This window comes from Streptomyces sp. GLSS-08 (genome assembly GCF_056387915.1).
In genome coordinates, this window is the sequence record NZ_JBWJAQ010000032.1 from 12929 (window position 1) to 38314 (window position 25386).

The 25386-nt window shown below is 71.8% G+C and carries 24 protein-coding genes; 10 read left to right on the forward strand and 14 right to left on the reverse strand.

From position 1 onward, the window contains the following. Positions 1-159: 159 nt before the first annotated feature. Positions 160-648 carry a hypothetical protein gene (locus AC0ZLC_RS32610; RefSeq protein ID WP_476755540.1) on the reverse strand — a complete coding sequence of 163 codons (489 nt, stop codon included), beginning with the start codon at positions 646-648 and terminating at the stop codon, positions 160-162. 280 nt (positions 649-928) lie between these two features. Continuing rightward, positions 929-1375 carry an anthrone oxygenase family protein gene (locus AC0ZLC_RS32615; protein ID WP_476755541.1) on the reverse strand — a complete coding sequence of 149 codons (447 nt, stop codon included), beginning with the start codon at positions 1373-1375 and terminating at the stop codon, positions 929-931. Between the two features lie 91 nt (positions 1376-1466). On the opposite strand from AC0ZLC_RS32615, the gene AC0ZLC_RS32620 reads away from it, so the two are divergent. Both AC0ZLC_RS32620 and AC0ZLC_RS32625 read left to right on the forward strand, forming a co-directional pair. Continuing rightward, entirely contained in the window at positions 1467-2045 is a 579-nt protein-coding gene (locus tag AC0ZLC_RS32620) for a TetR/AcrR family transcriptional regulator (RefSeq protein WP_476755542.1), read from the forward strand. 177 nt (positions 2046-2222) lie between these two features. After that, positions 2223-2936 (forward strand): AAA family ATPase, encoded by a 714-nt coding sequence (locus AC0ZLC_RS32625; protein WP_476755543.1) that lies wholly within the window; start codon positions 2223-2225, stop codon positions 2934-2936. A 287-nt stretch (positions 2937-3223) separates the two neighbouring features. On the opposite strand, the gene AC0ZLC_RS32630 is transcribed toward AC0ZLC_RS32625, so the two are convergent. Continuing rightward, complete coding sequence (locus tag AC0ZLC_RS32630; protein WP_476755544.1) at positions 3224-4372, reverse strand: serine hydrolase domain-containing protein; 1149 nt, start codon at positions 4370-4372, stop codon at positions 3224-3226. A gap of 383 nt (positions 4373-4755) precedes the next feature. Between AC0ZLC_RS32630 and AC0ZLC_RS32635 the strand changes: the two genes are divergently transcribed. Further along, positions 4756-7926, forward strand: a complete 3171-nt coding sequence (locus AC0ZLC_RS32635) for an AfsR/SARP family transcriptional regulator (RefSeq protein ID WP_476755545.1) — start codon at positions 4756-4758, stop codon at positions 7924-7926. 95 nt (positions 7927-8021) lie between these two features. On the opposite strand, the gene AC0ZLC_RS32640 is transcribed toward AC0ZLC_RS32635, so the two are convergent. From AC0ZLC_RS32640 to AC0ZLC_RS32655, 4 genes are all read right to left on the reverse strand, one after another. Continuing rightward, complete coding sequence (locus AC0ZLC_RS32640) at positions 8022-8333, reverse strand: SCO4225 family membrane protein (RefSeq protein ID WP_476755546.1); 312 nt, start codon at positions 8331-8333, stop codon at positions 8022-8024. A 106-nt stretch (positions 8334-8439) separates the two neighbouring features. Further along, complete coding sequence (locus tag AC0ZLC_RS32645; RefSeq protein ID WP_476755547.1) at positions 8440-9123, reverse strand: response regulator; 684 nt, start codon at positions 9121-9123, stop codon at positions 8440-8442. Further along, the gene (locus tag AC0ZLC_RS32650) at positions 9120-11459 is read right to left on the reverse strand and encodes a sensor histidine kinase (protein ID WP_476755548.1); all 2340 of its coding nucleotides are present in this window, start codon (positions 11457-11459) and stop codon (positions 9120-9122) included. The genes AC0ZLC_RS32645 and AC0ZLC_RS32650 overlap by 4 nt, the downstream gene beginning before the upstream one ends. Before the next feature lie 120 nt (positions 11460-11579). After that, positions 11580-12161: a sigma-70 family RNA polymerase sigma factor gene (locus AC0ZLC_RS32655; protein WP_476755549.1), complete on the reverse strand. Its 582-nt coding sequence runs from the start codon at positions 12159-12161 to the stop codon at positions 11580-11582. A 391-nt stretch (positions 12162-12552) separates the two neighbouring features. Here AC0ZLC_RS32655 and AC0ZLC_RS32660 point away from each other — a divergent pair, with 391 nt between their 5' ends. From AC0ZLC_RS32660 to AC0ZLC_RS32670, 3 genes are all read left to right on the forward strand, one after another. Then, positions 12553-12882 carry a beta/gamma crystallin domain-containing protein gene (locus AC0ZLC_RS32660; RefSeq protein WP_476755550.1) on the forward strand — a complete coding sequence of 110 codons (330 nt, stop codon included), beginning with the start codon at positions 12553-12555 and terminating at the stop codon, positions 12880-12882. A gap of 175 nt (positions 12883-13057) precedes the next feature. After that, positions 13058-13897 carry an alpha/beta fold hydrolase gene (locus AC0ZLC_RS32665; RefSeq protein WP_476755551.1) on the forward strand — a complete coding sequence of 280 codons (840 nt, stop codon included), beginning with the start codon at positions 13058-13060 and terminating at the stop codon, positions 13895-13897. A gap of 123 nt (positions 13898-14020) precedes the next feature. Next, positions 14021-14854, forward strand: a complete 834-nt coding sequence (locus AC0ZLC_RS32670) for an alpha/beta fold hydrolase (protein WP_476755552.1) — start codon at positions 14021-14023, stop codon at positions 14852-14854. Positions 14855-15011: 157 nt separating this feature from the next. Here AC0ZLC_RS32670 and AC0ZLC_RS32675 read toward each other — a convergent pair whose 3' ends face one another. The 7 genes from AC0ZLC_RS32675 to AC0ZLC_RS32705 all read right to left on the reverse strand — a co-directional run bounded on the left by AC0ZLC_RS32675 (position 15012) and on the right by AC0ZLC_RS32705 (position 22232). Then, on the reverse strand, positions 15012-16013 hold the full coding sequence (locus AC0ZLC_RS32675; RefSeq protein ID WP_476755553.1) for an AfsR/SARP family transcriptional regulator: 1002 nt from the start codon (positions 16011-16013) through the stop codon (positions 15012-15014). A gap of 121 nt (positions 16014-16134) precedes the next feature. Next, positions 16135-16584 (reverse strand): DUF5707 domain-containing protein, encoded by a 450-nt coding sequence (locus AC0ZLC_RS32680; protein ID WP_476755554.1) that lies wholly within the window; start codon positions 16582-16584, stop codon positions 16135-16137. A gap of 455 nt (positions 16585-17039) precedes the next feature. Then, positions 17040-17933 (reverse strand): STM4011 family radical SAM protein, encoded by an 894-nt coding sequence (locus tag AC0ZLC_RS32685; RefSeq protein ID WP_476755555.1) that lies wholly within the window; start codon positions 17931-17933, stop codon positions 17040-17042. Between the two features lie 10 nt (positions 17934-17943). Next, positions 17944-19281, reverse strand: coding sequence for an STM4012 family radical SAM protein (locus tag AC0ZLC_RS32690; protein WP_476755556.1), 1338 nt, complete (start codon positions 19279-19281; stop codon positions 17944-17946). Further along, positions 19278-20093, reverse strand: a complete 816-nt coding sequence (locus AC0ZLC_RS32695; protein ID WP_476755574.1) for an STM4013/SEN3800 family hydrolase — start codon at positions 20091-20093, stop codon at positions 19278-19280. Before AC0ZLC_RS32695 ends, AC0ZLC_RS32690 begins: the two co-directional genes overlap by 4 nt. A gap of 7 nt (positions 20094-20100) precedes the next feature. Beyond that, positions 20101-21276 carry an STM4014 family protein gene (locus tag AC0ZLC_RS32700; RefSeq protein WP_476755557.1) on the reverse strand — a complete coding sequence of 392 codons (1176 nt, stop codon included), beginning with the start codon at positions 21274-21276 and terminating at the stop codon, positions 20101-20103. Then, positions 21273-22232 carry an STM4015 family protein gene (locus tag AC0ZLC_RS32705; protein ID WP_476755558.1) on the reverse strand — a complete coding sequence of 320 codons (960 nt, stop codon included), beginning with the start codon at positions 22230-22232 and terminating at the stop codon, positions 21273-21275. The genes AC0ZLC_RS32700 and AC0ZLC_RS32705 overlap by 4 nt, the downstream gene beginning before the upstream one ends. 172 nt (positions 22233-22404) lie before the next feature. Between AC0ZLC_RS32705 and AC0ZLC_RS32710 the strand changes: the two genes are divergently transcribed. The 4 genes from AC0ZLC_RS32710 (at position 22405) to AC0ZLC_RS32725 (ending at position 25138) form a co-directional block, all read left to right on the forward strand. Next, complete coding sequence (locus AC0ZLC_RS32710) at positions 22405-22731, forward strand: hypothetical protein (RefSeq protein ID WP_476755559.1); 327 nt, start codon at positions 22405-22407, stop codon at positions 22729-22731. Positions 22732-22819: 88 nt separating this feature from the next. Beyond that, positions 22820-23818, forward strand: a complete 999-nt coding sequence (locus AC0ZLC_RS32715; RefSeq protein WP_476755575.1) for a DUF6745 domain-containing protein — start codon at positions 22820-22822, stop codon at positions 23816-23818. A 338-nt stretch (positions 23819-24156) separates the two neighbouring features. Next, entirely contained in the window at positions 24157-24441 is a 285-nt protein-coding gene (locus AC0ZLC_RS32720) for a hypothetical protein (protein ID WP_358854760.1), read from the forward strand. A gap of 163 nt (positions 24442-24604) precedes the next feature. Then, positions 24605-25138 (forward strand): 2'-5' RNA ligase family protein, encoded by a 534-nt coding sequence (locus AC0ZLC_RS32725; RefSeq protein WP_476755560.1) that lies wholly within the window; start codon positions 24605-24607, stop codon positions 25136-25138. The last annotated feature ends 248 nt before the right edge of the window (positions 25139-25386 follow it).

Genomic DNA, 25386 nt, shown 5'->3' on the forward strand with positions numbered 1-25386 from the left:
AGGCGGCTGACGCCGTTGCTCAACCCTCCCTGAGCATCACCAAGTTGCGGGAGATCACTGGTGTACTCGCCTGCCTCTGACCCGGACACCGAACAGCGCATGCGCGCCCACGACGCCCGACCTGCACCCGCTCGGCGAGGGTCGATGCCGTGCGCACGATCACTGGAGGACGCCGCCGCGCCTGCCCTCGTCGAGCAGAGCCTGTACCAGGGTGGACTTCACTCCCGGCGCCACGAAAAAGAGGGGCGCGGCGGAACGGCTTCGGAACATTTCGATGCGGTGGCAGCCCAGGACGAAACCCACCACTGCCGTCTGCTGCACCCCTGTCACCTCGCTCCACGCCACGGAGTCGCGTATCCGGCCGAACCGGTCGGTGACGGCCACGCCGTCCGCGCACAGGTAACACCTGTTCACGCCAAGCGAGGCGGTGAGCCGACGCCATCCGAACTTGAGGGCGTACACAGCGGCCACCACGGCTGTCGCGACAGCGGCGTTGTCGTTGACCGCGGATGGGTTGACGACAGTAGTGACGAGCAGGGCGATCCAGAGAAGCAGCAAGAATCCGCGTAGGACCTGCATCATGGCGCCCATCGCCGGGTTGATGATGGCGTAGTCGCCACGGATGTCGCCAAGCCCCAGATCGGCCACTCTGTTTCGCACTGACGCCCCCTCGGTCGAAGCCGGACCGCGTGCACGACATGCGCGCGGCAGGGCAAGGCATACCCGCGCGGCCAGTGCCCCGAACGGGGTTTGCCGCGGTCGACCCGTGAAGGATGGGGTCGACCGGGGCGGCGCGCCGGTGCAGAACGGCTACCTCAAGCGGCGACGCTGACGCCCGCACCCGCCCCGACGGCCGGCGCATGCCAAGGGCGTGTCCGGTTCGGCACGCTGGTCGGGTGTGGGCTCGGCGCGGCTTCGGGCCGCGGGCTCAGGCGAGTGCGGTGACCAACAGGGAGAAGGCTGCGGTGATGACGGCGACGCGGACGTAGTGGAAGCGGTCCCAGCGGTTCATCTGCTGCTTCCAGTCGGCCGGCAGGCCGTCGGCGGTCCATGTCTTGACCCGGTTGTTGATCGGGACGAGCAGCAGGATGGACATGACGACGCTGAGAATCAGCAACGCGGCGGCAATGATGACGAGGCCGGTGCCTTGGCGGTGCCGACCGGCGATGGCCCAGATGGCGGCGAGGGCGAGCGAGCCGATGTACCAGAACGGCATCACGGCGCCGAGCAGCCGGGCCCCGTGCGCGCGGCCGCGCAGGCCGTTGTCGCCGGGGAGGCTGTTGAGGATCGGGTTGACGAAGAATGCGACGGAGAACTCGACCCCCACCATTACGCCGACGATCACGGTGGTGCAGACCTCGAGTGCGTTGAGCATGACGACCCCTCCTGGTATCTAGCGTCGCTAGATTATGAGGCGACGCTAGTACTGCTGCCGCTTGTTTGTCTAGCGGTGCTAGGATCCGACCGTGTCGGTACAGGAACGCAAGGAGCGCGAACGGGCGGGCCGCGAACGCCTCATCGTGGCGACGGCCCGCGAACTCGCCGAGCGGCAGGGCTGGGACGCGGTGACCACCCGTCGGCTCGCCGAGAGCATCGAGTACAGCCAGCCCGTCCTCTACAGCCACTTCCGCGGCAAGCGCGAGATCATCGGCGCCGTGGCCCTCCAGGGCGCCGCCGAGATGGCCGCGGCGCTGCGGGCCGCGACCTCCGCCGCGGACGGCCCGCGCGCCCGGGTCACCACGCTCGCCCGCGCCTACCTCGACTTCGCCGAACGCAACCCGGCGGTCTACGACGCCATGTTCCAGCTCGACGGCGGCCTGGCGTTCGCGGAGGAGGACACCCCGGAGCCCCTGAAGGACGCCTTCGCCGCCCTGCTGGAAAGCCTCGCCGAGGTCGCCGGGGACGGCGTCCACCCGGAGCTGTTCACCGAGGTGTTCTGGGCGGCCCTGCACGGGCTGGCGACCCTGACCCGGGCGGGACGGCTGCCGCCGGGGGACGCCGGGCGGAGAGTCGAGCTGCTGGTGGACCGGCTCGTCGTGGTCTGACGCACTGTCCGGACGGGCGGGCGGGGTCTGTCGGCCCGGCGCCCACCTACGGCACCGCTGCTGTTCACTTCGCGCCCGCGTAACGGAATCGCAGACCACCTGACCCCTGACGGGGCGCCCACCTTCCGTGACAAGCTCGGGCGCGTACGCCTTCCGAGTCCAGGCGACACTGGTTGCGTGATCATCGAACGCGCGTATGCCCATCTCTCCTCGTACGACGAGGAAGCCTGGCCGTGGTCGGTGCCCTGCGTCCGGCAACTGCTCGACGAAGGGTTGCGGTTCACCGCGCCGGTGACCTTCCTGGTGGGTGAGAACGGCTCGGGGAAGTCGACTGTGGTCGAGGCGTTGGCGGAGGGGTTCGGTCTCGACTCCTACGGCGGTTCCCACGACTGGCGTTACGCTTCCTCGCGCGGGAAGTCGACCCTCGGCGAGCGGATCAAATTCGACGCCGCCTCGGGGCGTGGGCGCCGTATGGCCACCAGTTGGTCGGCCCGCAAGGGCTTCTTCCTGCGTGCGGAGACCGCGCTGGACGCCCTGGACAGGGAGGGGTTCTCGCCGGGCCACGTCAGCCACGGTGAGGGCTTTCTCGCGGCGTTCCGTGGGAAGTTCCTGCAAGCCGGGCTCTATGTTCTCGACGAGCCCGAGGCAGCGCTCTCCTTCTCTTCGTGCCTCGAGCTGATCGGGCACATCGACCGGCTGGCCAAGGAGGGCGGCCAGGTCATCTGCGCCACACACAGCCCGTTGCTGACCGCACTGCCGGGCGCGGACATCATCGAGGTCGGTGAGCACGGTATGCGGAGGGTCACCTGGCAGCAGCTCGGTGTGGTGGATCACTGGCGCCGCTATCTCGCCGACCCGCACACCTATCTGCGGCACATCGTCGAACCGTAGACGGGTCCCCTTCCCCCTTGTCACGGGGGCGAGACACAAGACCCGGCTCTCGGCGTCTGCCGGCAAGCGTGCCGATCCGCCGGCTGTGCTGCGTCGGGACAACCGGCGGAGGCAGGCGATGACCTCCGCGCGGGTGCCCGGCCGGGCACCTGGGGCAGGCTCGCACCGAAGTCGTGGTCGACCAGGACCGGCGTGCGGGGCGCCGACGCCTCCGGGACCGTGGTGCGCCGCCAGCCACGGTCCCGTCCCTCCCCGCCACGCGTTTCGTGCCTGCCGGCGACCGGAACCTACATCGTCGCGTCAAGAGCCTCGTAGACGTGCCGGATGTAACTGTGTGTGCGCTCCGAACCCAGGATTCCGGCATCCAGGCGGTTCATCGTGTAGGCGAAGGTGACGCGCCGATCGAGGTCCATCATGACGACCGAGCCGCCCCGGCCGACCCAGAAGCAGATCCTCCCCGTGGGCATCTGCGGCATCGTCCTGGGGTCGGCGAGCGCGTAACCGACGCCCCAGCGCACGGGAACGCCCAGGACCAGGTCGACTCCGTCGGCCTGCACGTCGAAGATCCTGTCCACCGTGCCGGGGGAGAGGAGCCGATGGCCGTTCGCCTCGCCGCGCCGGGAGATCACCGAGAGGGTACGGGCCAGACTCCTTGCGTTGCCGTGCCCGTTGACGGCTCCGAGCTCGGCCCGACGCCATCGCGGGGTGTCGACGTGCTCGTCCCGGGCGGGGCTGCCCAACAGCGCCCTGGCGAAGAACGCCTCGGGATCGAGCCCAGTCAGTCCCTCGACGGTCTGCGACGGCGGCACCAGCCGGGCGATACGCGGCCAGTCCGCTTCCCGCGCACCGATCTGGACATCGGCCTCCAGCGGCTTGGCCATCTCGGTGTCCACGAACTCGGCCAGGGTCCGGCCACTGACCCGCCGGACGAGCTCCCCCACCAGCTGTCCCTGGGTCTGCATGTGGTAGCCCGCGGCGGTTCCCGGCTCCCACCAGGGCGCCTGCCCGGCCAGCCGGGCGCTCGCCGTCGGCCAGTCGTAGAGATCGTCCATGGTGAAGGGCTGTTCCCAGCCGGGCAGCCCCGCGGTGTGCGCCAGAACGTGCCGCACCTCGATGTCCTGCTTGCCCCGGGCGGCGAACTCCGGCCAGTACTCCGCGACCGGGCGGTGCAGGTCCAGTTCTCCACGGTCGACGAGGACGAGGGCGGCGAGACTGGTGAGGGTCTTGGTCGTCGACCACAGGCTGACCAGTGTGTTCCGGTCCCAAGCAACGGTCCGCGCGGTGTCGGCATGCCCACCCCAGAGGTCCACTTCCATGACGCCGTCGACGTCCACGGCCAGCGACGCCCCCAGCTCGTCGCCGGACTCCAGGTGGGCCGCCAGTGCTGCCCGGACCGGTTCGAACCGGGCGGTACTCGTTCCTTCGATGGTGACCATGGCGTTCTCCGCTACGTACGACAGTGGTATTCGGTTACTCGAACGTGCAGGGCGGCAGCGTGGTTCACGTCCTGCCCGGACCGACGCAGGAACCGCTTACTCACCCCGGACGACGCCTTGGTAAAGTCCCGTTCGGTACGCGGGAGGAGGGCGACGGGGCCCTCACCGCTCCGCTCACCCGCCGTCCCCGGCCGACCGGCCACCGCGACAAGGTCGCGACGGTCGCACGGGCAGCCGGGTGGGACGAGCACCTGGTCTTCGTCACTGCGGCCACGGTGGGGTCTCTTGGCCTCGGACCGGGCCACTCGCGCGTCCGTTGGTCAGTCAGGTGCGGGTTCGCGGGTGTGCGAGGTGTGACGCCGCAGGGACAACAGGGGAAAACGGTGGCGGATACCGAACACCAGCTGGACTTCGAGTTGCTGGGTCCGCTGGTGGTGCGGCGAGCGGGCGCGGTACTGGATCCGGGGCGGCGCAAGCAGCGGTTGCTGCTGATCCGGCTGCTCATCGCCAACGGCCACGCGATCGCTCCCGAGACGCTGTGCGAGGAGCTGTGGCCACAGCAGACGGGGCGGGCGCCGGGCGCAACGATGGCTTCCTTGCACGCCCACGTGAGCAAGGTCCGCGCGATTCTGGAGCCTCGGCGTCAACGCGGAACGCGGCCGTTCGACGTACTGCTCACCACACCGTCCGGCTACGCCCTGAGCGTCCCGCCCGGCAGCAGGGACACCGTGCGCTTCGAGCGGGCCGTCGCCGACGCACGCCGGTCGCTGGGCCACGGCCGTCCCGGGCATGCCCTGGAGACGGTCGGCCGGGCCGTGGACATGTGGCGCGGAGCGGCCCTCGCCGACGCCGCACATCACCTCTTCGCCGCTCAGGAGATCGCACGGCTGGAGGAACTGCGGCAGACCGCTTGGGAGATCCGTACCACCTCCTTGCTCCTGGACGGGCGGATCACCGAGGCTGTGGAGGCGGCGCGGGAACTGACGGTGCGGCACCCGCTGCGGGAGACCGGCTGGGCCCTTCTGCTGCGGGCCCTGTACCTGGCCGGCCGCCACCCCGAGGCCCTGCAGCGTTACGCGGACCTGCGCGGGCACCTCGCCGACGAACTCGGCCTCGAACCCGGCCCCCCACTGCGCGCCCTGCACGACGGCATCCTCCGCCACGACCTGCCGCCCCTGCTGCTGCCGGACACCGTCACCGCGCGGGAACCGGGACCGGCCGCCCCCACCGCGGACAGCGGTGATCCGAAGGGGGCGACGCGGTACGAGGCACGGGAGCAGCACGCCGTCGCGGCGGTCGGCGGAGCACGGCCGGCCGGTACACCCCATGGAACCGCGCACTCCGATCCGGCACCGTCCGGCACCCCCACCCGTGTGCCCCCCGATCCGACGGAGCCCCCCGGCGCAAGCGGCGTACCCGCCGCCGACGCTGACGAGGACGGGCTGCCCCCGGTGACGCGCCCGGCACAACTGCCGGGTGATCTGGCGGTGTTCGCGGGCCGGACGGCCGAAGGCGCGCGGCTGTCCACCGTGAGCGCTGCGTCCGGCCGGCCGGGACCGGCCGGTGCTCGTGTCGTCGTCATCGGGGGCGCTCCCGGCATAGGCAAGACCACCTTCGCCGTCCACCACGCCCACCGGATCGCCCCCTCCTTCCCCGACGGACAGCTCTTCGTCAATCTGTGCGGGCACCACCCGCACGCACCCGCCGTGGAACCGGGTGACGCCCTGCACGGCTTCCTCACCGCCCTCGGCGTTCCCGCCCAGCGCATTCCCGAGGACACCCCCGCCCGCAGCGCGCTCTTCCGCAGCCTGCTGACCGGCCGGCGCGTCCTGCTCGTCCTGGACAACGCCCGCGACGAGCAACAGGTCCGTCCCCTGCTGCCCGCAGAAGCCGGCTGCCTCACCCTGGTCACCAGCCGCAACCGGCTCCCGGGCCTGATCGCGGCCGACGGAGCCAGGTTCCTGTCCCTCCCGCTGCCCTCGCAGGCCGAGGCCCACGAGACGCTGGCGCGGAGGCTGGGAGCCGAACGCCTGGCCGCCGAGCCCGCCGCGGCCTGCGACATCGTCCGGCTGTGCGGACGGCTGCCCCTGGCACTCGCCGTGGTCGCCGCCGCCGCCGAACTCGACCCCGCCTTCCCCCTCCACGCCGTCGCCGACGACCTGCGCCAGGCCCACGGCGGCCTCGACGCGTTCACCGGCTTCGACACCACCACCGACGTCCGGGCCGCGTTCTCCTGGTCCTACCGGTCCCTGGACGCATCCGCCGCCCGCCTCTTCCGCCTCCTCGCCCTCCACCCCGGACCCCACATCACCGCCCCGGCCGCCGCCGGCCTCGCCGGGCTCCCCCTCCCCGCAACGCGGCGCCTGCTGGCCGCACTCACCCGCTCCTGCCTCGTCGAACAGCCCCTGCCCGGCCGGTTCACCCTGCACGACCTGCTCCGCGACTACGCCGGCGAACTCACCCACACTCACGACACCACCGACGAACGCCACGCGGCCACCCTCCGGGTCCTGGACCACTACCTGTTCACGGCGCACGCCGGCAACCGGCTGCTCAAGCGGGACTCACTGCCCGAACTCGACCTCGGCTCCCCGACCGCAGGCGCCGTCCCGGAGGAACTCACCACCGCCGGGCAGGTGGGGCGGTGGTTCGCCGCCGAACATCAGGTACTGAGGGCCCTGCTGCAGACCGCCGTCAGTCACGGCCTGGACGACCGGGTCAGCGGGCTGGCCTGGTCGTTGAAGGAGCATCTGAACCGCCAGGAGTACTGGCCGGAGGCGATCGCAGCCCTGGCGCCCGTCCTGGAGGTGGCTCAGCGCCGGGGTGACCGCTTGGCCGAGGGACGTTACCTGCGGCACGTCGGCAGCGTCCACGGCTATCTGGGCCACCAGGAGCAGGCCGTGGACCACCTGGAACGCGCCACCGTGATCTTCGAGGAACTCGGCACGGTCCTCGATCAGGCCTGCGCCCACTACGCCATGGCGTGCGCGCTGTTTCTGTTCGGCCGGGTCCAGGAGGCTCTGGCGTTCTCCGAGCGAGGCCTTGCACTGTCCCGGGAGACGGGGAACGAACTGTGGATGGCCGAGTGCCTCGTCGAACTCGCCTGGCTGCGTTCCAACACGGGGCAGCCCGAGAGGAGCCTCGCCTACAGCGAGGAGGCCATCGCCCTGTTCCGGCGTCTGGGTACACCGTGGCAGGAGGCTCAGGGCCGGGACGTTCTGGCCCACGCGCTCCGTCTGCTCGGCCGGTACGAGGAGGCGATGGCCACCTACCGGCTGGCGATGACGGCGTTCGGCGAACTGGGGGACCACAGGAACGTCGTCGGCGTGCTGATGCGCATGGGCGACACCCGTCTGGCCATGGGCGACCGGGAGGCCGCGCGAGCGGACTGGATCCGTGCGCTCGACGACGCCGAACGGCAGTCGCTGCTCCACACCGCACAGCAGGTACGGGACCGGCTCGCCGCCCTGCCGACAGGCGAGCCGCACGGCGGCGGGCACGACGGCTCCTCGTCGTTCGCGTTCCCGCCTGCCGCGGAGCACACCCCGGCGTAGTCGTCGGACGCGACAGTCCGGACGGGACATCGCGCCGCCGAGCGTCCGCGACCAGCACGGCCGACCCGGCCCCGACCGGATCGTGGGTGCACGCTTCAGGGTGCCGTGTCCGGGTTGATTCCGCGACGCAGTGCCCGGGCGCACCAGCCGATGACCATGGCGTTGATGAGCGTTCCGAGAACGATGGAGAGGCAGAACGTCGCCGTGCCTTCGGGCAGGACGAGGAGCAGTACGAGACCGGACGGGACGGTGCCGAGCAGCGGTATGACCATTGCCATGGACCCCTCGGAGGCGGCCAACAGGGCCCACCCGAACAGGAGGGCACAGACAACGAGGTAGACGCGGGCGGCGACGTGGCCGAGGGGGCGGAACACCCGGTGAAGAAGGGAAGGGCCTGGACCGGTCATGGTGGCGGGACTCCTGGACGATGGTGGCCGCCATGCGGACTCGCCGTATAGCGCGATCTCCGTGCGGCGGCTTTCGGGAGGGGCGGGCACGGCGGCCCGCGGGCGGTCAGGCGGGGGAGAGGGGAGGGTTCGGCTGGGCGAGGCCCAGATCGTAGGCGAGGATCGTCGCCTGCACCCGGTCGCGCAGTCCGAGCTTGCGCAACAGGGCGTTGACATGGGACTTCACGGTGCCGACGGTGATGCCGAGATGCTCGCCGATCTCCGCGTTGGTGAGTCCGGCGGCGATCAGGGTCAGGACGCTGTGTTCGCGGCCGGTGAGACTGTTCAGCTCCCGGGGAGGGGTGCCGCCCGGGGGTGTCGCGCCCGGCCTTGACGCGTAGTGGCCGATGAGCCGGCGGGTCGCGGACGGAGCGAGGACGCTCTCACCGGTGGCCACCACCCGGATGCCGTGCAGCAACTCGCCGGCGTGTACGTCCTTGAGGAGGAACCCGGAGGCTCCGGCGCGCAGCGCGTCGAAGACGTACGCGTCGAGGTCGAAGGTGGTGAGTACCAGGACGCGGGGTGCGTCGGGGCGCCCGGTGATGATCTGGGTGGCGGCGATGCCGTCCAGTTCGGGCATGCGGACGTCCATGAGGACCACGTCCGGCGCCAGTTCCTCGGCGAGGCGCACCGCTTCGGCACCGTCGGCGGCCTCGCCGACGACCGTCAGGTCCTCCTCGGCGTCGATCACGGCGGCGAACCCCGCCCGTACGATCCCCTGGTCGTCGACGACCAGCACGCTGACGCTCATCCTTGTTTCTCCTCGTCGTCCTGCCGCACCTCCGGTGCCGCGGTCAGCGGCAGCCGGACGCCCACCGGGCCCGACGGGCCGGTGGTGAGAGTTCCGCCGATCACCGCGGCCCGCGCCGCCAACCGCTCACACAGGGCGGAACGGCCGCTGTCCGGCACGCCGGTCGCCGTGAGCGTCAACGCGGTGTCGTCCGCGTCGAGCGACACCACCATCGGCTCCGCGCCGCCGGCCGCCAACATCGTTTCGCAGGCATGGTAGGCGGCCAGGTCCACAGGGGTGGGCAGCCGTCTCGGCAGGCGGTCGGTCAGCCGTATCCCGACGTCGCGGCCGGTGGCTCTGATCTGGTGGGCGAGGAGGTCGAGAGCCTGGAGGGTGGGCTGCGGCCGCAGCGCGGGCGTCGCCCCGGCGTCCCGGACCGTGTCGAGCAGGGCACGCATCGCGCCGAGTGCCTCGCGGGCGCGTTCGGCGACCTGGTCGAGCCGGCCCGCCTCCGCCTGCGCGACCATGTCGGCGGTGCGCGCGAGGACCGTGGTCTCGAGCCCGGTGGCGATCCGGCGGCGCTCGGCCCACGCGTCCCGTACCGCTTCCTCGGTCCAGGCCGCGAGGCTCTTCGCCAGCGCGCCCCGGGCGGCCCGGCGGCGGCGCCCCCACAGGGTCCCGCCCCAGTGTGCCGCACCGACCGCCAGGGCCGCCTGGACCGCCGCCCCCGCGACGAGGACCGGGACGGAGACGGCCGTGCCCCGTTGCAGAACGGCGGCGGTCGTGGCCACCGCGTGCACGAGCACGGCGACGACCGGGCCGGCCTGCAGCAGCGGCCGCCGGCGGCCCGCGCCGTCGTACTGGCCGGAGGCGGCCCCGAATGCCGCTGCGGAGGCGACCGTCGCACAGGTGGCGACCATGCTCAGGAGGGGCGGCAGGAGCACCCAGCCGGTGTATCCGCCCATGGCCATCGCCATCGGCCAGAGCAGAGCCAGTGCGCACACCACGCCCTGGGCCACGCCCGGCGCCCGGCGCAGCCACAGCAGTGCGAGTGCCTGCGCCGCGGCCAGCAACGCGAAGAACACACCTGCTGACACCTGATGCCCGCCCGGGACGGACCCCTTGTGGACGACCAGCGAGGGAAGCAACGGCTGCAGGACGAGACCGGCGGCGGCCGTCACCTGCGCGAGACGGTACCGCCACGGGACCGACCGCCGTACCGAGGCGGCGGCGACCCGGCCCGGCAGGACCGCACGTACCTCCCAACCACCCTCCGCCGTCGGACCGCTGGTCAGGGTGCCGCCCGCCTCCCGTGCCCGCGACCGCAGAAAGCCCTGACCGCGTCCGGACCCGAGGCCCGCGCCGTGCGCCGCCGACCCCGCCGGCGGCGCCGCGCTCGCGATCACGACTTCCGTGCGGGCGTCACCGTACCGGCACGTCACGGTGGTGGGGGCACCGGGCGCGTGCCGTGCCACGTTGGTCAGCGCCTCGCGCACGATGCCGTACGCCGCGTCCGCGACGGCGCCCTCCGGCAGCGGCTCGATCTCGTGCTCCACACGCCGGCCGAGGCGGGAGAACCCGGCGACCAGACCGAGCAGTTGCTCCCTCGGCGACGGGAGCGGCTCATGAGAGGGCGCCGGCGCCCGCACCGCGCCGAGCGCCCGGGTGACCTCACGGCCTGTCTCGGCGGCGAACCGGAGAGCCTCGCCGGTCATCTCGGGACGCCGGTCGCGCAGTCCGAGCGCCGCGCCCGCTGTGACGACGACGGCCGTCAGATGGTGAGCGCTGACGTCGTGCAACTCGCGTTCCATCCGGCGCCGTTCGGCCTCCGGAAGGCGGTGGCGCTCGAGTTCGGCCCGCCGCGACCGCTGTTCCGCGGCTCGCCGCTCACGGCGGGTTCGCCGCACCAGCAGTCCGGCGGCACACGCGCCGAGGTACAACACGGCCGTCAGAGCGAGGTCGAGGCCGTCGTGGTCGCTGAGCCCGTGCAGGCTGAGGTTGTACAGGGTCTGCCAGACCGAGAGTGCCACCACGCACAACAGCGCGGTGAAGGTGCCCCGTTCGGCGGCCACGGTGAACAGGGCCAGGGCGACGCCCGCCGTCCCCAGGACCGCCGCCGCCCCGGTGGGCAGCGGGCCGGCGCCCAGCGCACAGGCGGCGGCGACCGCGACGAGGGTGATCACCGGCCTCGATCGCCGAAGAGAGAGGGCGGCCGTCACCAGTCCGCAGACGAGGGTCGCCACGAGAAGGGCGGACCCCGTCGGGATGGTTCCACGGATCAGTACTGCCCCGGGCCACACCGCGGCCTGGGCGCAGAACAGCAGGACCGGGAGCAACCGGTCATCGGTTCGGTTCATGACCGGCCAAGACTATGGCCGCAGGTGAGTGGCGGTCCTCCGGCTGGAGGCGGAGCCGGTTCTCTTACCTGGGGTGCAGAACCAGCACCCATGGGTCTCCCCTTCACGGTCTGTCGATGGTCATGCACCGAGTACGCCCCGTCCCGCCAGCGACTTGCGCAGGGCCCGCATCGCGTAGAAGGCGCGGCTCTTGACGGTGCCGGGTGGGATGCCGAGGTGCTCCGCGGCCTGGGCCACGCTGCACTCCAGGTAGTACATGAGCTGGATGACGGTCCGCTGCTGCTCGTTGAGATCCCGCAGCGCCTCGATTACCACGTGGGAGGTGAGGGTGGAGTCCGTGCCGTCCCAGGCGGCGTCCAACTCCTCGCCCGGCATGAGGTCCAGCGGGCGGATCCGACGAGCCCGGTGGTGGTCGACGACCAGATTCCTGACCACCGTGAACAGCCATGGCCGTATGTGTTCGCCGCGGGTGCCCAGGAACCCGGCATGCTTCCAGGCGCGGGCCGCTGCCTCCTGGAGGATGTCCTCCGCCCTGTGCCAGTCGCCGTCCAGCAGCCGTGCGGCGTACCGGAGGAGCACGGGCCCGTACTGGTCGTAGAGGTCTTTCATGAAGGCGTCGCAGTCGGTGTCCGACGCGGCGTGCCGGGCATGCACCCGGCTTGGAGCGGGGGTGGCGATCCTCGCGTCCAAGGTCCCGTTCATAGGTGGAGCTCGATCCTGTTCGAGTGTTCTGTGACGTGTCTCCCGCACGGGCGGGAGCGCGGGGCCAACACTCTTGGAATCGCCTTGGCCAAACCTTGTCGTCTTCTTGTCGCGCCTTCACCGCGGGTCCGCGTCCGGAGAAAACCGGCGAGCTTCTGTGAGCGGTGAACCGGATGCCGTCCGGCGCCGTTCTTGGCGGTGGGTGCTCCGCTGCGTACCCGAAGCGCCTCGTCGCGCCCGGCCCAAAACTCCCTCGGCCGGGCGCACAACCCGTGCCGCCGCTCACCGCGGGGACGGTCGCGGCGCGAGCGGCGCCCGCGGAGAGAAGAAGTCCACTGCACGGTGAACGGGTCACCACCGCACCGCACTCCACGGAAGGAAAGCTCCACCAATGAAGCGCTCCATCACGCGCATCGCGCTCGTCGTGGCGGCGGGAGCCATGACGGCTCTTCTGCCCGCCTTCTCGGCCGCCGCGACCAGTCAGACGGGCTGCGGCGACCGGACGGACTTCGTCAAGGTCTGGTACGACGGTGGCAAGACCGCGTGCTTCGCCAACGCGGGTGTCATAGCCCCCCAGCTTCCCCACGTCTCGAGGATCACCTCCGGCGACAACAACATCGAGATGGTGCTGGGCGACAAGGTGAAGACCATGTCCAAGTGGTCGAGCATCAGGGATGTCGAGGGGCTCAACGCGACGCTGTACATCCTGCAGATCCGCTGACCCGCCGCGTCCTGTGAATGAACCGCTGCGTCTCCCGTGCGTTCACGGAAAGTGGACGCCCGCCCCGAGATTCACGGTGCGGGGTCTCCGCGACGGATGCCCCGCCGCCTCCGTCCGGAGAACCCCCTTCAACCCTCTCCACCAAGACCACCATGTCAAGCAAAGGACGTTCACGATGCGCACCACCCGCCTGCCTCGCCCGAGCCGCAGGTTCGCCCTGTTCGGTGCCTTCGCGGCCGTGGGCCTGTCCGTCACGGCTGTCACCCTTCCCGGTGTGGCCGGGGCCGCGCCCCGGCACCAGGAGCGGCCGACGATCGTGCTGGAGCACGGGGCGTTCGCCGACGCCGCGAGCTGGGACGGCGTCGTCAAGCGACTGCAGAGCGCCGGCTACCCGGTGGTCGCCGCCGCCAACCCGCTGCGCGGCCCGTCGAACGACGCCGCCTACCTGCGCAGCGTCGTCGACCACATCGACGGGCCCGTTGTCCTCGTCGGCCACTCCTACGGCGGCACTGTCATCAGTCAGGCCGCCGCCGGACTGGAGGACAAGGTCAAGGCGCTCGTCTACATCGCGGCGTTCCTGCCCGACTCCGGCGAGAGCTCGCTCGGGCTGACGAACAAGTTCCCCGGCAGCACCCTCGGCCAGGCGGTCGAATCGGTGAACTACACCCTGCCGGACGGTAGTCAGGGCACCGACGTCTACATCGCGCCGGACAAGTTCCACCAGCAGTTCGCCGCGGACGTGCCGACGGACAAGGCGCGGCTCATGGCCACCGGGCAGCGTCCGATCGCCGGCGCCGCGCTGGAGGAGAAGTCCACGCGGGCCGCGTGGAAGACGATCCCCTCCTGGTCGCTCGTCACCACCGAGGACCGCAACATCCCCGTGGCCGCCCAGCGCTTCATGTCGGTCCGGGCGCACGCGCGCACGACGGAGATCGACGCGTCACACGCGGTGTCCGTCTCACGCCCCGACGCCGTGACCCGCATCGTCGACAGGGCGGCCCGGACGGTTCGCTGACCGGCGCGACCGGCAGCCCGCCCCACCCCCGTTCCCGTCCCGCCATCTCCCGTAAGCCGTGACGTGACCGTCACCCACCACTGTCACCACCAGACGCGAACCCACCGAAAGGCGACAACCACCATGCCGTTCATCACCGTTGGCCAGGAGAACTCCGCCTCCATCGACCTCTACTACGAGGACCACGGCACCGGGCAGCCGGTCGTGCTCATCCACGGCTACCCCCTCGACGGACACTCCTGGGAAAAGCAGTCCGCCGCCCTGCTCCAGGCCGGCTACCGCGTCATCACCTACGACCGACGCGGCTTCGGCCGGTCCAGCCGGCCCACCACCGGCTACGACTACGACACCTTCGCCGCCGACCTGAACACCGTCCTGGAGACGCTGGACCTGCACGAAGCCGTCCTCGTCGGCTTCTCCATGGGCACCGGCGAAGTCGGCCGCTACCTGGGCACCCACGGCTCCGCCCGCATCGCCAAGGCCGCCTTCCTCGCCTCCCTGGAACCGTTCCTGCTCAAGACCGACGACAACCCCGAAGGCGTCGACGGGGAGGTGTTCGAGGGCATCAAGCAGGCCGTCACCACCGACCGCTACGCCTACTTCACCGCGTTCTACCAGGACTTCTACAACCTTGACGAGAACCTCGGCACCCGGATCAGCGAGGAGGCCGTCCGCAACAGCTGGAACGTCGCCGCCGGCGCCTCCTGGTATGCCTCCCTGGCGTGCGTGGCAACCTGGACCACCGACTTCCGCACGGACCTCCCCAAGATCGACGTACCCACGCTGATCCTGCACGGCACCGCCGACCGCATCCTGCCGATCGAGGCCACCGCCGAGCCGTTCCGCCGGGCGCTTCCGCAGGCCGAGTACGTCGTCGTCGAGGGCGCCCCGCACGGCCTGCTGTGGACCCACGCCCAGGAGGTCACCGACGCCCTGCTCGCCTTCCTGGCCAAGTGACCCACGGGCGGTCGGTCACTCTCGCCGGTGACGGATGCGGCGGACGCGGAGGCGTCCGCCGCCCGCACCTCTGCGGCACGTGTGCGACCGGCCGCCAGGGGCCCGCAGACGCCGCCGGGCATGTCCGTCGCGGGGCGCTCGTACCGCTCACCGGCCTTCAGTGTCCGGCGTTCGACGTCGAACCACCGGTCCACCTGCTCGGCGGGGATGAGTTCCTCCGGGACGGCGCCCGCGGTTTGCGAGCCGGGGCCGAATTCGGGCAGCGAGCCCTGCCTGAACAGCCGGTTGCAGTCGTACCGGCCGGCGGGCCCGCCGCCTCAGCCGTGCCCCCGGGTGGGGACAGCAGCAGGGGCGGCAGGTCGTGGCGGAGGATGCCGTCGTGCAGGGCGCGCAGTGGGGGGCCGGGTTCGAGGCCGAGTTCGTCGGCGAGGTGCCCGCGCAGGTCCGCGTAACGCTGCAGGGCCTCGGGGTGGCGGCCGGCCAGGTACAGGGCCCGCAGCAGAAGGGCCCAGCCGGTCTCCCGCAGCGGGTGCCGCGCCGTCAGTTCCCGCGCCGCCTCCACAGCTTGCGGTATCCGTCCGCTCAGGAGCAGCGCGGTCGTGCGGGTCTCCCGGGTGGTCTGCCGCAGTTCCTCCAGGCGTGTGACCTCCTGGGCGGCGAACAGCTGATGCGTGGCGTCGGCGAGTGCGGCACCGCGCCACATGCCCAGGGCCCGCTCGGCCTCCTGCACCACGTCCGCGGGCCGCCCCTGCTCCAGCAGTCGGTGCGTACGGGCGACGGCCCGCTCGAAGCGCACGGTGTCCCGGCTCTCGGACGGGACGCGCAGGGCATAGCCGGCGGGTTCGGTGACCAGTACCCGGAAGGTGCCCCCCGCGCGCAGGTGCTGGGGTTCCAGGACCGCGCGGACCTTGCTGACGTGGGCGTGCAGAGAGGCCGTCGCCCCGCCCGGTGCCCGTCCCGGCCGCTCCGGCCACAGCTCCGCGCACAGCATCTCCGGAGCGACCGCCCGACCGTCGGCGAGCAGCAGCCGGATCAGCAGCAGCCGCTGTTTGCGCCGGCCGGGATCCAGCACCGTGCCCCTCCGCCGTACCACCAGCGGACCCAGCAACTCGAAGTCCCATCCCGCCCTGTCTGAACCGGGCTGTGGCGTCGGCTGCATCGTGGGATCCTCGACGATCGGGGAGTGGTGGAGCGCCTCGGGCGGCCGCGCGTATCGGGTTCCGGGGTTGTCGCCGCGCTGCTGCCCGGACACCTCTGGGGTGCCCGGGCGCGATGGCGGGTCAGCCCTTGACGTCGAAGGTGGCGGCGCGGGGAACGAACACCGTGTCCTCGTCGTTCGCCGTTGCCAGCGCCGAGACGTACCAGGTGCCCCGGCTCAGATCGGCCGCCTCCTTCTTCGTGACCTTCAGCGTGTAGGTGCAGCGGGAGGTGCCGTCCGAGGTGCTGCGGCACGTGGCGTCGTCCGTGTACCGCAACTCCGCCTCCGTCGGGTCGAGCTTCGAACTCGCGGCCCATGCCAGGACCTTGAGGCCCCGGACGCCCGAGTTGTCCCGCACGTCCGCCGTGAAGGTGAGCGAGCCGCTGCTGCCGGCGGCCGGCGCGACGTAGTGGGCCGAGCCGTTGGCCAGGGTCGGCTCCGTGGCGCTCGAGGCCAGGGCGAGCCCACCGGCGGCTACTCCGCCGACGGCAACGACACCGATGAGCGACGGGACGAGAACACGCTTGGACATGGGAGATCCCCCGGGATTCCTGTAGAAGCGGACGTGGTGCGCCCGCAGACTGGAGCGGGAGGGCGGAGCACGGCGCAGCGCGGAAGAACCGCTGGTCGAATCGAGGCCGGTCGCCTTCCCGATGTGTTCGAGACTATGGCCCGGAGCACGACGCGGTCCTCGGGCGGCCGGATGATTGCCGTCTCTAACCACAGGCGGAGAACGCCTTCGGGAGTCCACCCGCCGGGCACCGCCGGCCGGGGTGAATCTCCCGGCAGAGGGCGGACGTTGGACGATACTCAGGTGAATGCCACAGGTGGTGGCATGATCAACGAGGTGTCGGCAATGGCCGCCGCCCCTGCGTACTGCGGACAGTGGAGTGGACGGCGGCCACCTGGTCGATCGGGGCGCTCGCCCGGACGGGACCACACGCACCGCTCACGTCTGTGCGGGCGCGCTCACCGCGCTCACCGCGCTCACCGCGCGCGCCGCGACCCGCGGCCGCCGAGCGGCACAAGCCGCTCCGGCGGGGCGGCCGGGACGCGTTCCAGGACGCCGCCCGCGAAGACGTCGTACAGCGGCAGGGTCTCGAGATGGACGTATCCGATGTGGCAGTCGCAGGCGGCCAGGGGACACGGGCGGGGGCGCAGGGCGGCGCGGTAGGAACCGTCGTAGAGGTTTCCCAGTTCCGTACGGACGAAGTGGCAGCGGCGGACGGTGCCGTCGCCGTCGACCGAGATCACGGACTCGCCGGTGCGGCAGGGCAGCCCGGCGCTGGCGTGCGGGTCGCGGCTGTAGGGGAACAGGGGGTCGAGCGCGGTCCACCGCCCGGCCTCGGCGTCCTGGTAGGTGCGGCCCTCGGCGGCGTTGATCCACAGGTACACGTGGGCCGGCAGATCGGCGCGCAGACGGCGGGCCGCTTCCAGGTGTTCGGGCAGGCCGACGACGCCGACGCTGAAGCGGACACCGCGGTCGGCCAGGTCGCGGCACTTGGTGAGGAAGCGGTCGTAGGGGGTCTGGCCCGGGTGGTAGGTGCACCACAGGGCGAGGGTGTCGGTGTCGGCCTCGGTGAGCCAGTCGGTGCGGCAGCTGAGGTTGGTCTGGATGGCCACCCTGCGGATGTGCGGCAGGCGGGACAGTTCCGCGAGGGTGTTCCGGTACCAGGAGCGGACCAGGCCCTCGCCCCAGGGGGTGAAGAGGAGGGAGAGCCGGTCGTCGGTGCGGGCGGCGGCCCACCCGGCGAAGCGTTCCAGGGCGGCGCGGTCGGCGCGCAGCCCGGCGGTGGAGTCGCGCCGCTTGGCGAACGGGCAGTAGGGGCAGTCGTAGTCGCAGGAGGCGAGCGGGCCCCGGTAGAGGACGGTCAGGTCCATGGTGAGCCGGTCACTTCCTCGCGTAGGCGGCCATGGCGGCCCGCACGGCCGGCGAGAACAGCTCCGGGCCGACGGCGTCGGAGTGGGCCAGACCCTCCGGGGTGAGGCGCAGACCGGCGGCGCCGGTGTCGCTCAGCCAGCCGCGGTCGGCCAGACGGGTGAGTTCGGGGCCGAAGTCGTCGTCGGGGGAGCTGCCGAAGCAAGCGCGGTAGTCGTCGACGGCGAGGCCCTCGGCCTGGAGCAGCGACTGCAGCAGGTGGCGGCGGCGGGTCTCCTGGCCGTCCATGCGGTAACCGACCTCGGCGCGGGTGAAGTCGGTCGCGGTGACGTACCCGTCGATGATGCCGCGGATCTCGTGCATGCCGACGGCGTAGTCGAACGAATAGTGCACGGCGGAGGTGTAGGAACGGGCACCGCAGCCCAGGCCGATCATGCCGTCGGTCTGGCAGGCGTAGTCGTCGGCGCCCTGCCGCGGGGCGTCGGTACGGCGGAACATGCGCATCGACTGCTGCGTGTAACCGTGGGCGAGGAGGTGGTCGCGGCCCGCGCGGTACAGGCGCAGCCGCTGCTCGTCCCAGGCCGGGTCGGGCCGGCCTTCCTCGCCGCGGCGGCCGAGGCCGGTCAGCGGGCGGACGTAGAGCGGGTAGAGGTAGAGCTCCTCGGGCCGCCAGGCGAGCGCCGCGTCCAGGGAGTGGCGCCAGGTCCGCTCGGTCTGGCCGTCGATGCCGTAGATGAGGTCGATGTTGAGGACCGGGACGCGGGCGTCACGGATGCGGGCGAGGGCGGCCTCGACGTCGGCGCGGCGCTGCGGACGTACGGCGGCCCGGGCCTCGGAGTCGACGAAGCTCTGGACGCCCAGGCTCAGCCGGGTGGTACCGCGCTCCGCCAGCACGGCCAGGCGGTCGGCGGTGGCCGTGGCGGGCGAGGCCTCCACCGACAGCGGGACGGCGCGCAGGTCGGCGCCCATGCGGTGCTCGGCGATGTCGCACAGGCGCTCCAGCTCGGCCGCGGTGAGGAAGGTCGGCGTGCCGCCGCCGAAGGCCGCGGTGGCGAACCGGACTTGACCCTCCTGTCCCAGCGCGTCCCGTACGGCGTCCGCCTGTCGTTCCAGGGCGTCGAGGTAGGCGCCGGTCAGGCCGTCGGGCGCGCCGATCCGGGTGAAGAGGTTGCAGAAGCCGCAGCGGACCTCGCAGAACGGTATGTGCAGGTAGAGGGAGAGGGCGTCCTTCGGCTCGTCCGCCCAGAGGGAGGCGAGCGCCGGACGGTCGGGCAGTCCGCGGTAGGCGGTCTTGTGGGGATAGGCGTAGACGTAGTGCTGGTACGGGCTGGTCAGCTGCGCTGTATTCATACGGTGGCCTCGGCGGGGTCGAGGAAGAAGTGGGCGTACGGCACGGTCCACACGGACTCGTGACCCAGGCGGTGGCCGGTGTAGCCGTCGTCGCCATAGGCGGTGCCGTGGTCGGAGCAGACGACGGCGAAGCACCGGCGCCGGCTGCTCGCGACGGCGAAGAGCCGGCCGATGTGCCGGTCCACGTACTCCAGTGCGGCGGCGTGCGTCTTGCGGGTGTCTCCGTCCTCGCGGGTCGCGCCGGGCAGGTGGAACCAGTTCGGCTGGTGCAGGGCGGAGACGTTCACGAACAGGAACAGCCGTTGCTCGGCGGGGAGTTGAGCGACTACCTGCGCCACGCGGGCGATCTGGTTCTCGAAGGAGTGGGGTGAGGTGACGCCGAAGTCCGGTTCCCAGTGGGACTCGTGGAAGAGGCCGGGCAGCACCGAGCCGAGCGGGCCCCGCTTGTTGAAGAAGCCCACACCCCCGACGCACACGGTGTGGTAGCCGGCCCCGGCGAGGCCGGACACCAGATCCGGGGTGTCGAAGACGAAGGTCCCCTCGGTGGTGGTCTCGCTGCCCGCGAAACTCGCCGCGAACAGCCGTGGATGAGGCCCGGGGGAGGCGGGGGTCGGCAGGAACCCCGCGAACATCGCCTGGTGGGAGGCGTAGGTGAAGCTGCCCGGCGCGTGGCGCTTCTCCCAGCGACCGCCCGGGAGATGGCGGGCCAGGTTCGGGATACGGCCCGCCGCCGCCAGCTCGACGGCCACGTCGTGGCGCAGGGTGTCGAGGGTGACCAGCAGGATGTCGTGGCTGCCGACGACCTCGGTCATGTCGGGATCAGGCATGGGCGGTTCCTGTTCTGTCCGGGTGGGGCAGGCCGGGCCGGGGGTGCCCGCGCAGTACGGCCGCCACCTGCGCGGCGTAGGTGTCCAGGCCCTCGGCGCCGCTGCCGGGCAGGCCGGTGAGCCGGGGCAGCAGATCGCCGAACGCGTTGACCTCGCCGACGAAGGCTCTGCGCCAGCCGACGGCAGGCAGCAGGTCCACGCCGACGCAGAGGGTGCGCGGGAAGCAGGCCGCGGCCCGCTCGCACACGTCGAGCAGAGCGGCCCAGCGCGCGCCGGCCGACTCCACGGCCTGACGGGCCGCGTCGAGGTCACCGCGGAGGCCGCCGAGATGGAGGTTGGTCATCGGCCAGCGGCTGGTGCGGACCACCGCGTGCGTGGCCCGGCCGGCCACCACCACGACCCTCAGGTCGGCGGCTCTGCCCTGCTGGGACGCCTTGGGCAGCCAGCGTTCGAGGTGCAGGCCGTCCGGGGCGAGCGCGTCGACGACGGCCGCGATGTCCTGTTCGCGGTCGTAGCGCCGCACCTTCAGGGAGTTGTGCAGCCGGTTCCCCGGGGTGAGTTCCACGGACGTGGTGGCCCGGACGCGACCGCCGCCGCCCGTCTCGACGGCTAGAACTCCCGACGCGGACGAGCCGTGCGCGGGCTTGACGAACACGCGCGGCATGCGGTGCTCACGCATCAGCGTCCGTACGTCGTCCCAGCCGCGCACCGGCGCGCCCGGCGTACCCGGCCGACTCGACGTGGGTGAGGCGGGGACGGGTACGCCCGCCCCGTCCAGCACGCCGTGACAGCGCCGTTTGTCGAAGAGCGCGGCGAGGTCGTCGGGGTCGTCCAGGCGGATGCCGCCGCGCAGGCCGCGCAGCGCGGCGGTGAACCCGGCGTACCAGCGGGCCGAACCCTCGACCCGGGTGGGGTCCTGGGCGCCCCGCAGCAGACGGTCGACCTCGGCGTTCTCACCGGGCGACTCGACGCGGACGATCTCGTCCGAGCCGAAGTCCGCTCCCCGGGCACGCAGGACGTCCACCCAGGGGACGACGCGCGGGCCGGGCAGACCGGCCGCGCGCACCGCGTCGCCGAAGAGGGAGACCCGGCGGTTCTCCGGGTTGCCGACCACCGCGAAGCGCGGACGGGCGAGAGCCGGCGGCCGGGTCACAGGGGGTGTGCTCACTCGCCCACGGCGACGTATCGCCAGACCGTGCCGTCGTCCTCGGTGTCCTCGTCCGCGTCGCCACGGTCCAGGTTCACCTCCACGCCCGCCGGCTCCAATGTCTGCCGGACGCGCTCCTCGAAGGCCTTGCTGAGGTAGTGGTGGTGCAGGTCGAGCTTCCTGAGGTGGGTCAGGGGCTGACCGCCCAGCAGTGCACCGGCCCCCTCGTCGGTCAGGACGCCCATGGACAGGTCCAGCACCTCCAGACGGGCCACGACGGGGGCGGAGGCGACGGCCGCGGCGACGGCGTCCTGCATCTCGCTGTTGCGCAGGGCCAGATGCCGCAGACGCGGCAGCCGGGCACCGGACAGGACGGGCGCCAGGTCGGCGGCCTCGCTGTCGCCGCCGTACTCCGGGGTGCCCAGCCACAGGTCGAGGTGCTCCAGGGCGGGCAGGTCGCTGCCGCCGATGCCGCGCACCACCTCGGCGGGCAGTCCACCGGTCTCCACGACGAGCCTGCGCAGCGCGCCGTGGTCCACCGCGGGGAACCGCAGCCCCGATCCGCCGCGCACACCGAACTCCTCCAGGGCGGGGAAGGCGCTGAGCAGCGGGGTGACGTCGGTCTGGTTGATCCAGGAGATCTCGCACTGCTCCATCACCATGTCGCCGAGGAACAGCGCGCGCAGCGCGGGGAAGCGGTCCCGGGCGGTGACAATGGCCTCGATGACGTCGGAGGGGTCCGAGTCGTACGCCTCCTCCCAGGCCCCGACGATCAACGCCCGCACGCGCGTCGTGTCGACGGCGGCGCAGAAGCGGGCGAAGGCCCCCGTCCAGTCCTCGTCGGCGTCGTACACGTCGCCGGTGATCCGCCAGGCGACGGCGTCCGCGTCGGGAAGGCCGTCCACCTTCGCCTCGGGGCCCGGGAAGTCGTGGGCGGGCAGCCGGTACAGCGCGGAGAGGTGTTCACCAATGGTCATACGGCTGCTCCTGAGAAGAAAAGTGTGCGGTCCGTGATGTCGGAAGTTCTACCAAGAGGCACTGACAGCACCCGTCGGCGGGGCGGCTTCGCGGGGGGCGTTGTCAGTGGTCGCCTCTACGGTCGTCGACATGAGGCCGGTGCGCCGAGCACCCGGCGGTGAGGGGAAAGCCATGTACCGGCAGGGAGACGTGCTGATCGTGCCCGTGACGGAGGAAGCGGTGCCGGCCCATGTCGCCCGTTCACCGAGGGAGCGGCGCGACGCGCGGGGTCGGCTCGTGCTGGCGCTCGGCGAGGTCACCGGACATGCCCACGCCGTCGTAGGACCGGGAGAACTGGTGCGTGAGCCGGGACCGTTCGGGCCTTTGCTGCTGCACCTTCCGCAGGGCGGACGGGTGGTGCACGAGGAGCACGCGGTGATCGCGCTGCCCCAGGGGTGGTACCGGGTGATCAGACAGCGGGAGTACGTGCCCGGATCCGTGCGGATCGTGGCGGACTGAACAGCGCATGACGGAGGGGCAGATGATCAGGACCGAGGCCGACGGGACAGCGGTGGGGGCCACCGTGGAGGACAGGTCCTCCGACGCGATGAGCGCGTGGCGCGGCTGGCTCTCGGCAACCGTTCCCGCCGACCGCCCGGCTGCCGAGGCCGGTATCCGACGGGCTTATCGGCAAGGGGGTCTCCCTGAACCGGAGCGCGTGGTGTGGGCCGGGTCCCCGCGCGCGGCCGTCGAACTGCTGCGGGACCTTCCGGACCGGGGGCCCGGCGTGCGGGACGCCGTCCGCAGCACGCCCTGGGCGCTCGAACGGCGGCAACTGCACGAGCGGTTGGGAGCCACGGGCTGGTCGGCGCACTGGGCGGCGACCGGTGGGCGCCTGTGGGAGTCCACCCAGGCGCTCGTGGACCGGATCCGCACGGGCGTCCTGGAAGAGCTGGTGGGCCGCGATACGGGAAAGGCGGCTGCGGACATCAGGCTGCTTCTCCTGGACGCCGTGCTCGGGCAGCACGACGCCCCCTGGCTCGCCGCGTTCACCCCCGACGAAGGCCCGCTGGAGGCAGTGGCCGCCGTGTGCCGCAGCGCGGGCTGGTGGTGGCCGTACTCCCGCGTGGCGGTGGTGTGCGAGCGGCCCACGGCCCTGCACCGGGACGAGGCGGGCCGCCTCGACAGCGGAAGTGGCCCGGCACTCGCCTATCCCGACGGCTTCGCCCTCCACGCCTGGCGCGGCATGCCCGTACCGGCGGAGTTCCTCGCGGAACTTCCCACGCTCACACCGGAGCGGATCCGCCTGGAGGAGAACGCCGAGCTGCGCCGGGTGATGCTGGAGCACTACGGCTACGACCGCTACCTCACGGACTCGGCCGCCCACCCGGTGCACCGGGACGAGACAGGTGTCCTGTGGCGGATCGACCTGCCGGACGACGAGCCGGTCGTGATGGTGGAAGTGCTCAACTCGACCCCGGAGCCGGACGGGACCCGGCGCACCTACTGGCTGCGGGTACCGCCCTTGACCCGGACGGCCAGGGCCGGCGTCGCCTGGACGTTCGGGATTGGTCCCGAGGCGTACGCGCCGCTCGTGGAGACCTGAGGCGGCCGTGGACCGGCGGTGCCGGTGGCCCCCATCGACGGCACCCGTCACCCCCACGGCATCTCGGCCGACAACGGACCAAGACTCCCGCGCCAGCAGTGATACCAGGCCTGACCTGCAAAAGAACCACACATGGGGTTCGGACAGAGAATGGTTTCCGCGGGGTGGGATTCGACCAAGTGCGCGCTTCATCTGGCGGATGCCGCCGATCTTCCCGAGTCTGATCTCAATGCCCTGCGCCCGCAGGGGCGTATGTCGAGCACTCAAGCTGCCAGCTGCCGAGCAGTGGACACGGCCCGCTGCGCGCACCCGCCACAACTCACGCGAGGAGAGATGTCATGCCCAGAGCTGCCACGACCAAGGTTGCGCAACCCGTGACGGACGACAGCATCAAAGTGCGCCAACTCAGCCACTACCAGTTCAGCTGGGTGGCGGGGGAGCCCGCTGCCCGCGGCACCCTCACCCTGCAACTCGTACTCGATGAGGGCGCTTGGGAAGAGGTACTGACCGTTGACGTCGACGACGCCGACGTGCTCCAGGACCTCCTGCGCAGCACACCGACCGTGCACTACGACGTCAGTCGCCGGACTCTGATGTTCGGTGTCACTGCTGTCGGCGCCTGAACGGGACTGCGGGCCTGTGGTCGCCTCCTGTTGTGAAAGATCGCTCGCCGTCACATGGCGTCGGACCGCTGTCGAGGAGAAGGACCGCGGGACCCGGTGGAACTCCCGGCCCGACGGCCCTGCCGGTGGCGGAACCGCAGGCGATCGCCGGTAGGCTGCGGCGGTGCGCACGGTCGAGCTCCTGTTGGACGAGGCGGCGGAGCTGGCGGTTCGGGAGGCCTGGCGGCGGCTCGCGGACGCGGGGCTGTCCAGTCAGGCGCGCCACCGCTCACCGACCAACAGCCCGCACCTCACCCTGGCTGCCTGCCCGGAGCTGACCGCCTCGATTCGCTGGGAACTCGCAGAGGTGGCCGCCGCCCTGCCGCTGCCGGTGCGGTTCACCGGCGTGGTCCGTTTCGAGCGGCCCACCTCGGTGCTGGCCTGGGGGCTGGATCCCGACTCCGCCCTGGTCGGCCTGCACCGCCGGGTGTGGGAGGCGGTGGCCTCGGACAGCCCACCCGATACGCTCAACCCGTTCCACGAACCTGGGCGCTGGAGTCCGCACGTCACCCTCGGCCGGACCCGGCGGGCCGGTGCCTTCGCAGACCGTCGGCTCCCCGACCTGCTGCCGGCGCCGCCGCTGCTGGCCCGGCTCACCACTCTGCGCAGCTACGACACCCAGACCGGCGCTCTGGAGGTGCTGAAGCCCCGCCCCTGAAGCGCCGTTTTCGACGTCAGAGCCGCGGCGACGTTCTGGAGATCGTGATGCGGTTGAGTCTCTGTCCCCAGACGCATCGGCAGCCACGGACAAGGGCACGGTCGCGGCGCTGAAGCGGGTGGACGACCCGGGCGGGTACGTCGCCGACCACCAGCCCTGACCCGGGTCGGCTTGTCGCCCGATCAGGGCGCCTCAGCCGGGAGAGGAGGGGGCGCGTGGTTCCAACGGCACGCGCCCCACGATCGCAC

Coding starts and splice junctions, on each gene's coding strand:
- AC0ZLC_RS32615 (WP_476755541.1), bottom strand. CDS start 1,375: ATGCTCAACGCACTCGAGGTCTGCACCACCGTGATCGTCGGCGTAATG.
- AC0ZLC_RS32630 (WP_476755544.1), bottom strand. CDS start 4,372: ATGGTCACCATCGAAGGAACGAGTACCGCCCGGTTCGAACCGGTCCGG.
- AC0ZLC_RS32640 (WP_476755546.1), bottom strand. CDS start 8,333: ATGACCGGTCCAGGCCCTTCCCTTCTTCACCGGGTGTTCCGCCCCCTC.
- AC0ZLC_RS32645 (WP_476755547.1), bottom strand. CDS start 9,123: ATGAGCGTCAGCGTGCTGGTCGTCGACGACCAGGGGATCGTACGGGCG.
- AC0ZLC_RS32650 (WP_476755548.1), bottom strand. CDS start 11,459: ATGAACCGAACCGATGACCGGTTGCTCCCGGTCCTGCTGTTCTGCGCC.
- AC0ZLC_RS32655 (WP_476755549.1), bottom strand. CDS start 12,161: ATGAACGGGACCTTGGACGCGAGGATCGCCACCCCCGCTCCAAGCCGG.
- AC0ZLC_RS32660 (WP_476755550.1), top strand. CDS start 12,553: ATGAAGCGCTCCATCACGCGCATCGCGCTCGTCGTGGCGGCGGGAGCC.
- AC0ZLC_RS32665 (WP_476755551.1), top strand. CDS start 13,058: ATGCGCACCACCCGCCTGCCTCGCCCGAGCCGCAGGTTCGCCCTGTTC.
- AC0ZLC_RS32670 (WP_476755552.1), top strand. CDS start 14,021: ATGCCGTTCATCACCGTTGGCCAGGAGAACTCCGCCTCCATCGACCTC.
- AC0ZLC_RS32675 (WP_476755553.1), bottom strand. CDS start 16,013: ATGCAGCCGACGCCACAGCCCGGTTCAGACAGGGCGGGATGGGACTTC.
- AC0ZLC_RS32680 (WP_476755554.1), bottom strand. CDS start 16,584: ATGTCCAAGCGTGTTCTCGTCCCGTCGCTCATCGGTGTCGTTGCCGTC.
- AC0ZLC_RS32685 (WP_476755555.1), bottom strand. CDS start 17,933: ATGGACCTGACCGTCCTCTACCGGGGCCCGCTCGCCTCCTGCGACTAC.
- AC0ZLC_RS32690 (WP_476755556.1), bottom strand. CDS start 19,281: ATGAATACAGCGCAGCTGACCAGCCCGTACCAGCACTACGTCTACGCC.
- AC0ZLC_RS32695 (WP_476755574.1), bottom strand. CDS start 20,093: ATGACCGAGGTCGTCGGCAGCCACGACATCCTGCTGGTCACCCTCGAC.
- AC0ZLC_RS32705 (WP_476755558.1), bottom strand. CDS start 22,232: ATGACCATTGGTGAACACCTCTCCGCGCTGTACCGGCTGCCCGCCCAC.
- AC0ZLC_RS32710 (WP_476755559.1), top strand. CDS start 22,405: ATGTACCGGCAGGGAGACGTGCTGATCGTGCCCGTGACGGAGGAAGCG.
- AC0ZLC_RS32715 (WP_476755575.1), top strand. CDS start 22,820: ATGAGCGCGTGGCGCGGCTGGCTCTCGGCAACCGTTCCCGCCGACCGC.
- AC0ZLC_RS32720 (WP_358854760.1), top strand. CDS start 24,157: ATGCCCAGAGCTGCCACGACCAAGGTTGCGCAACCCGTGACGGACGAC.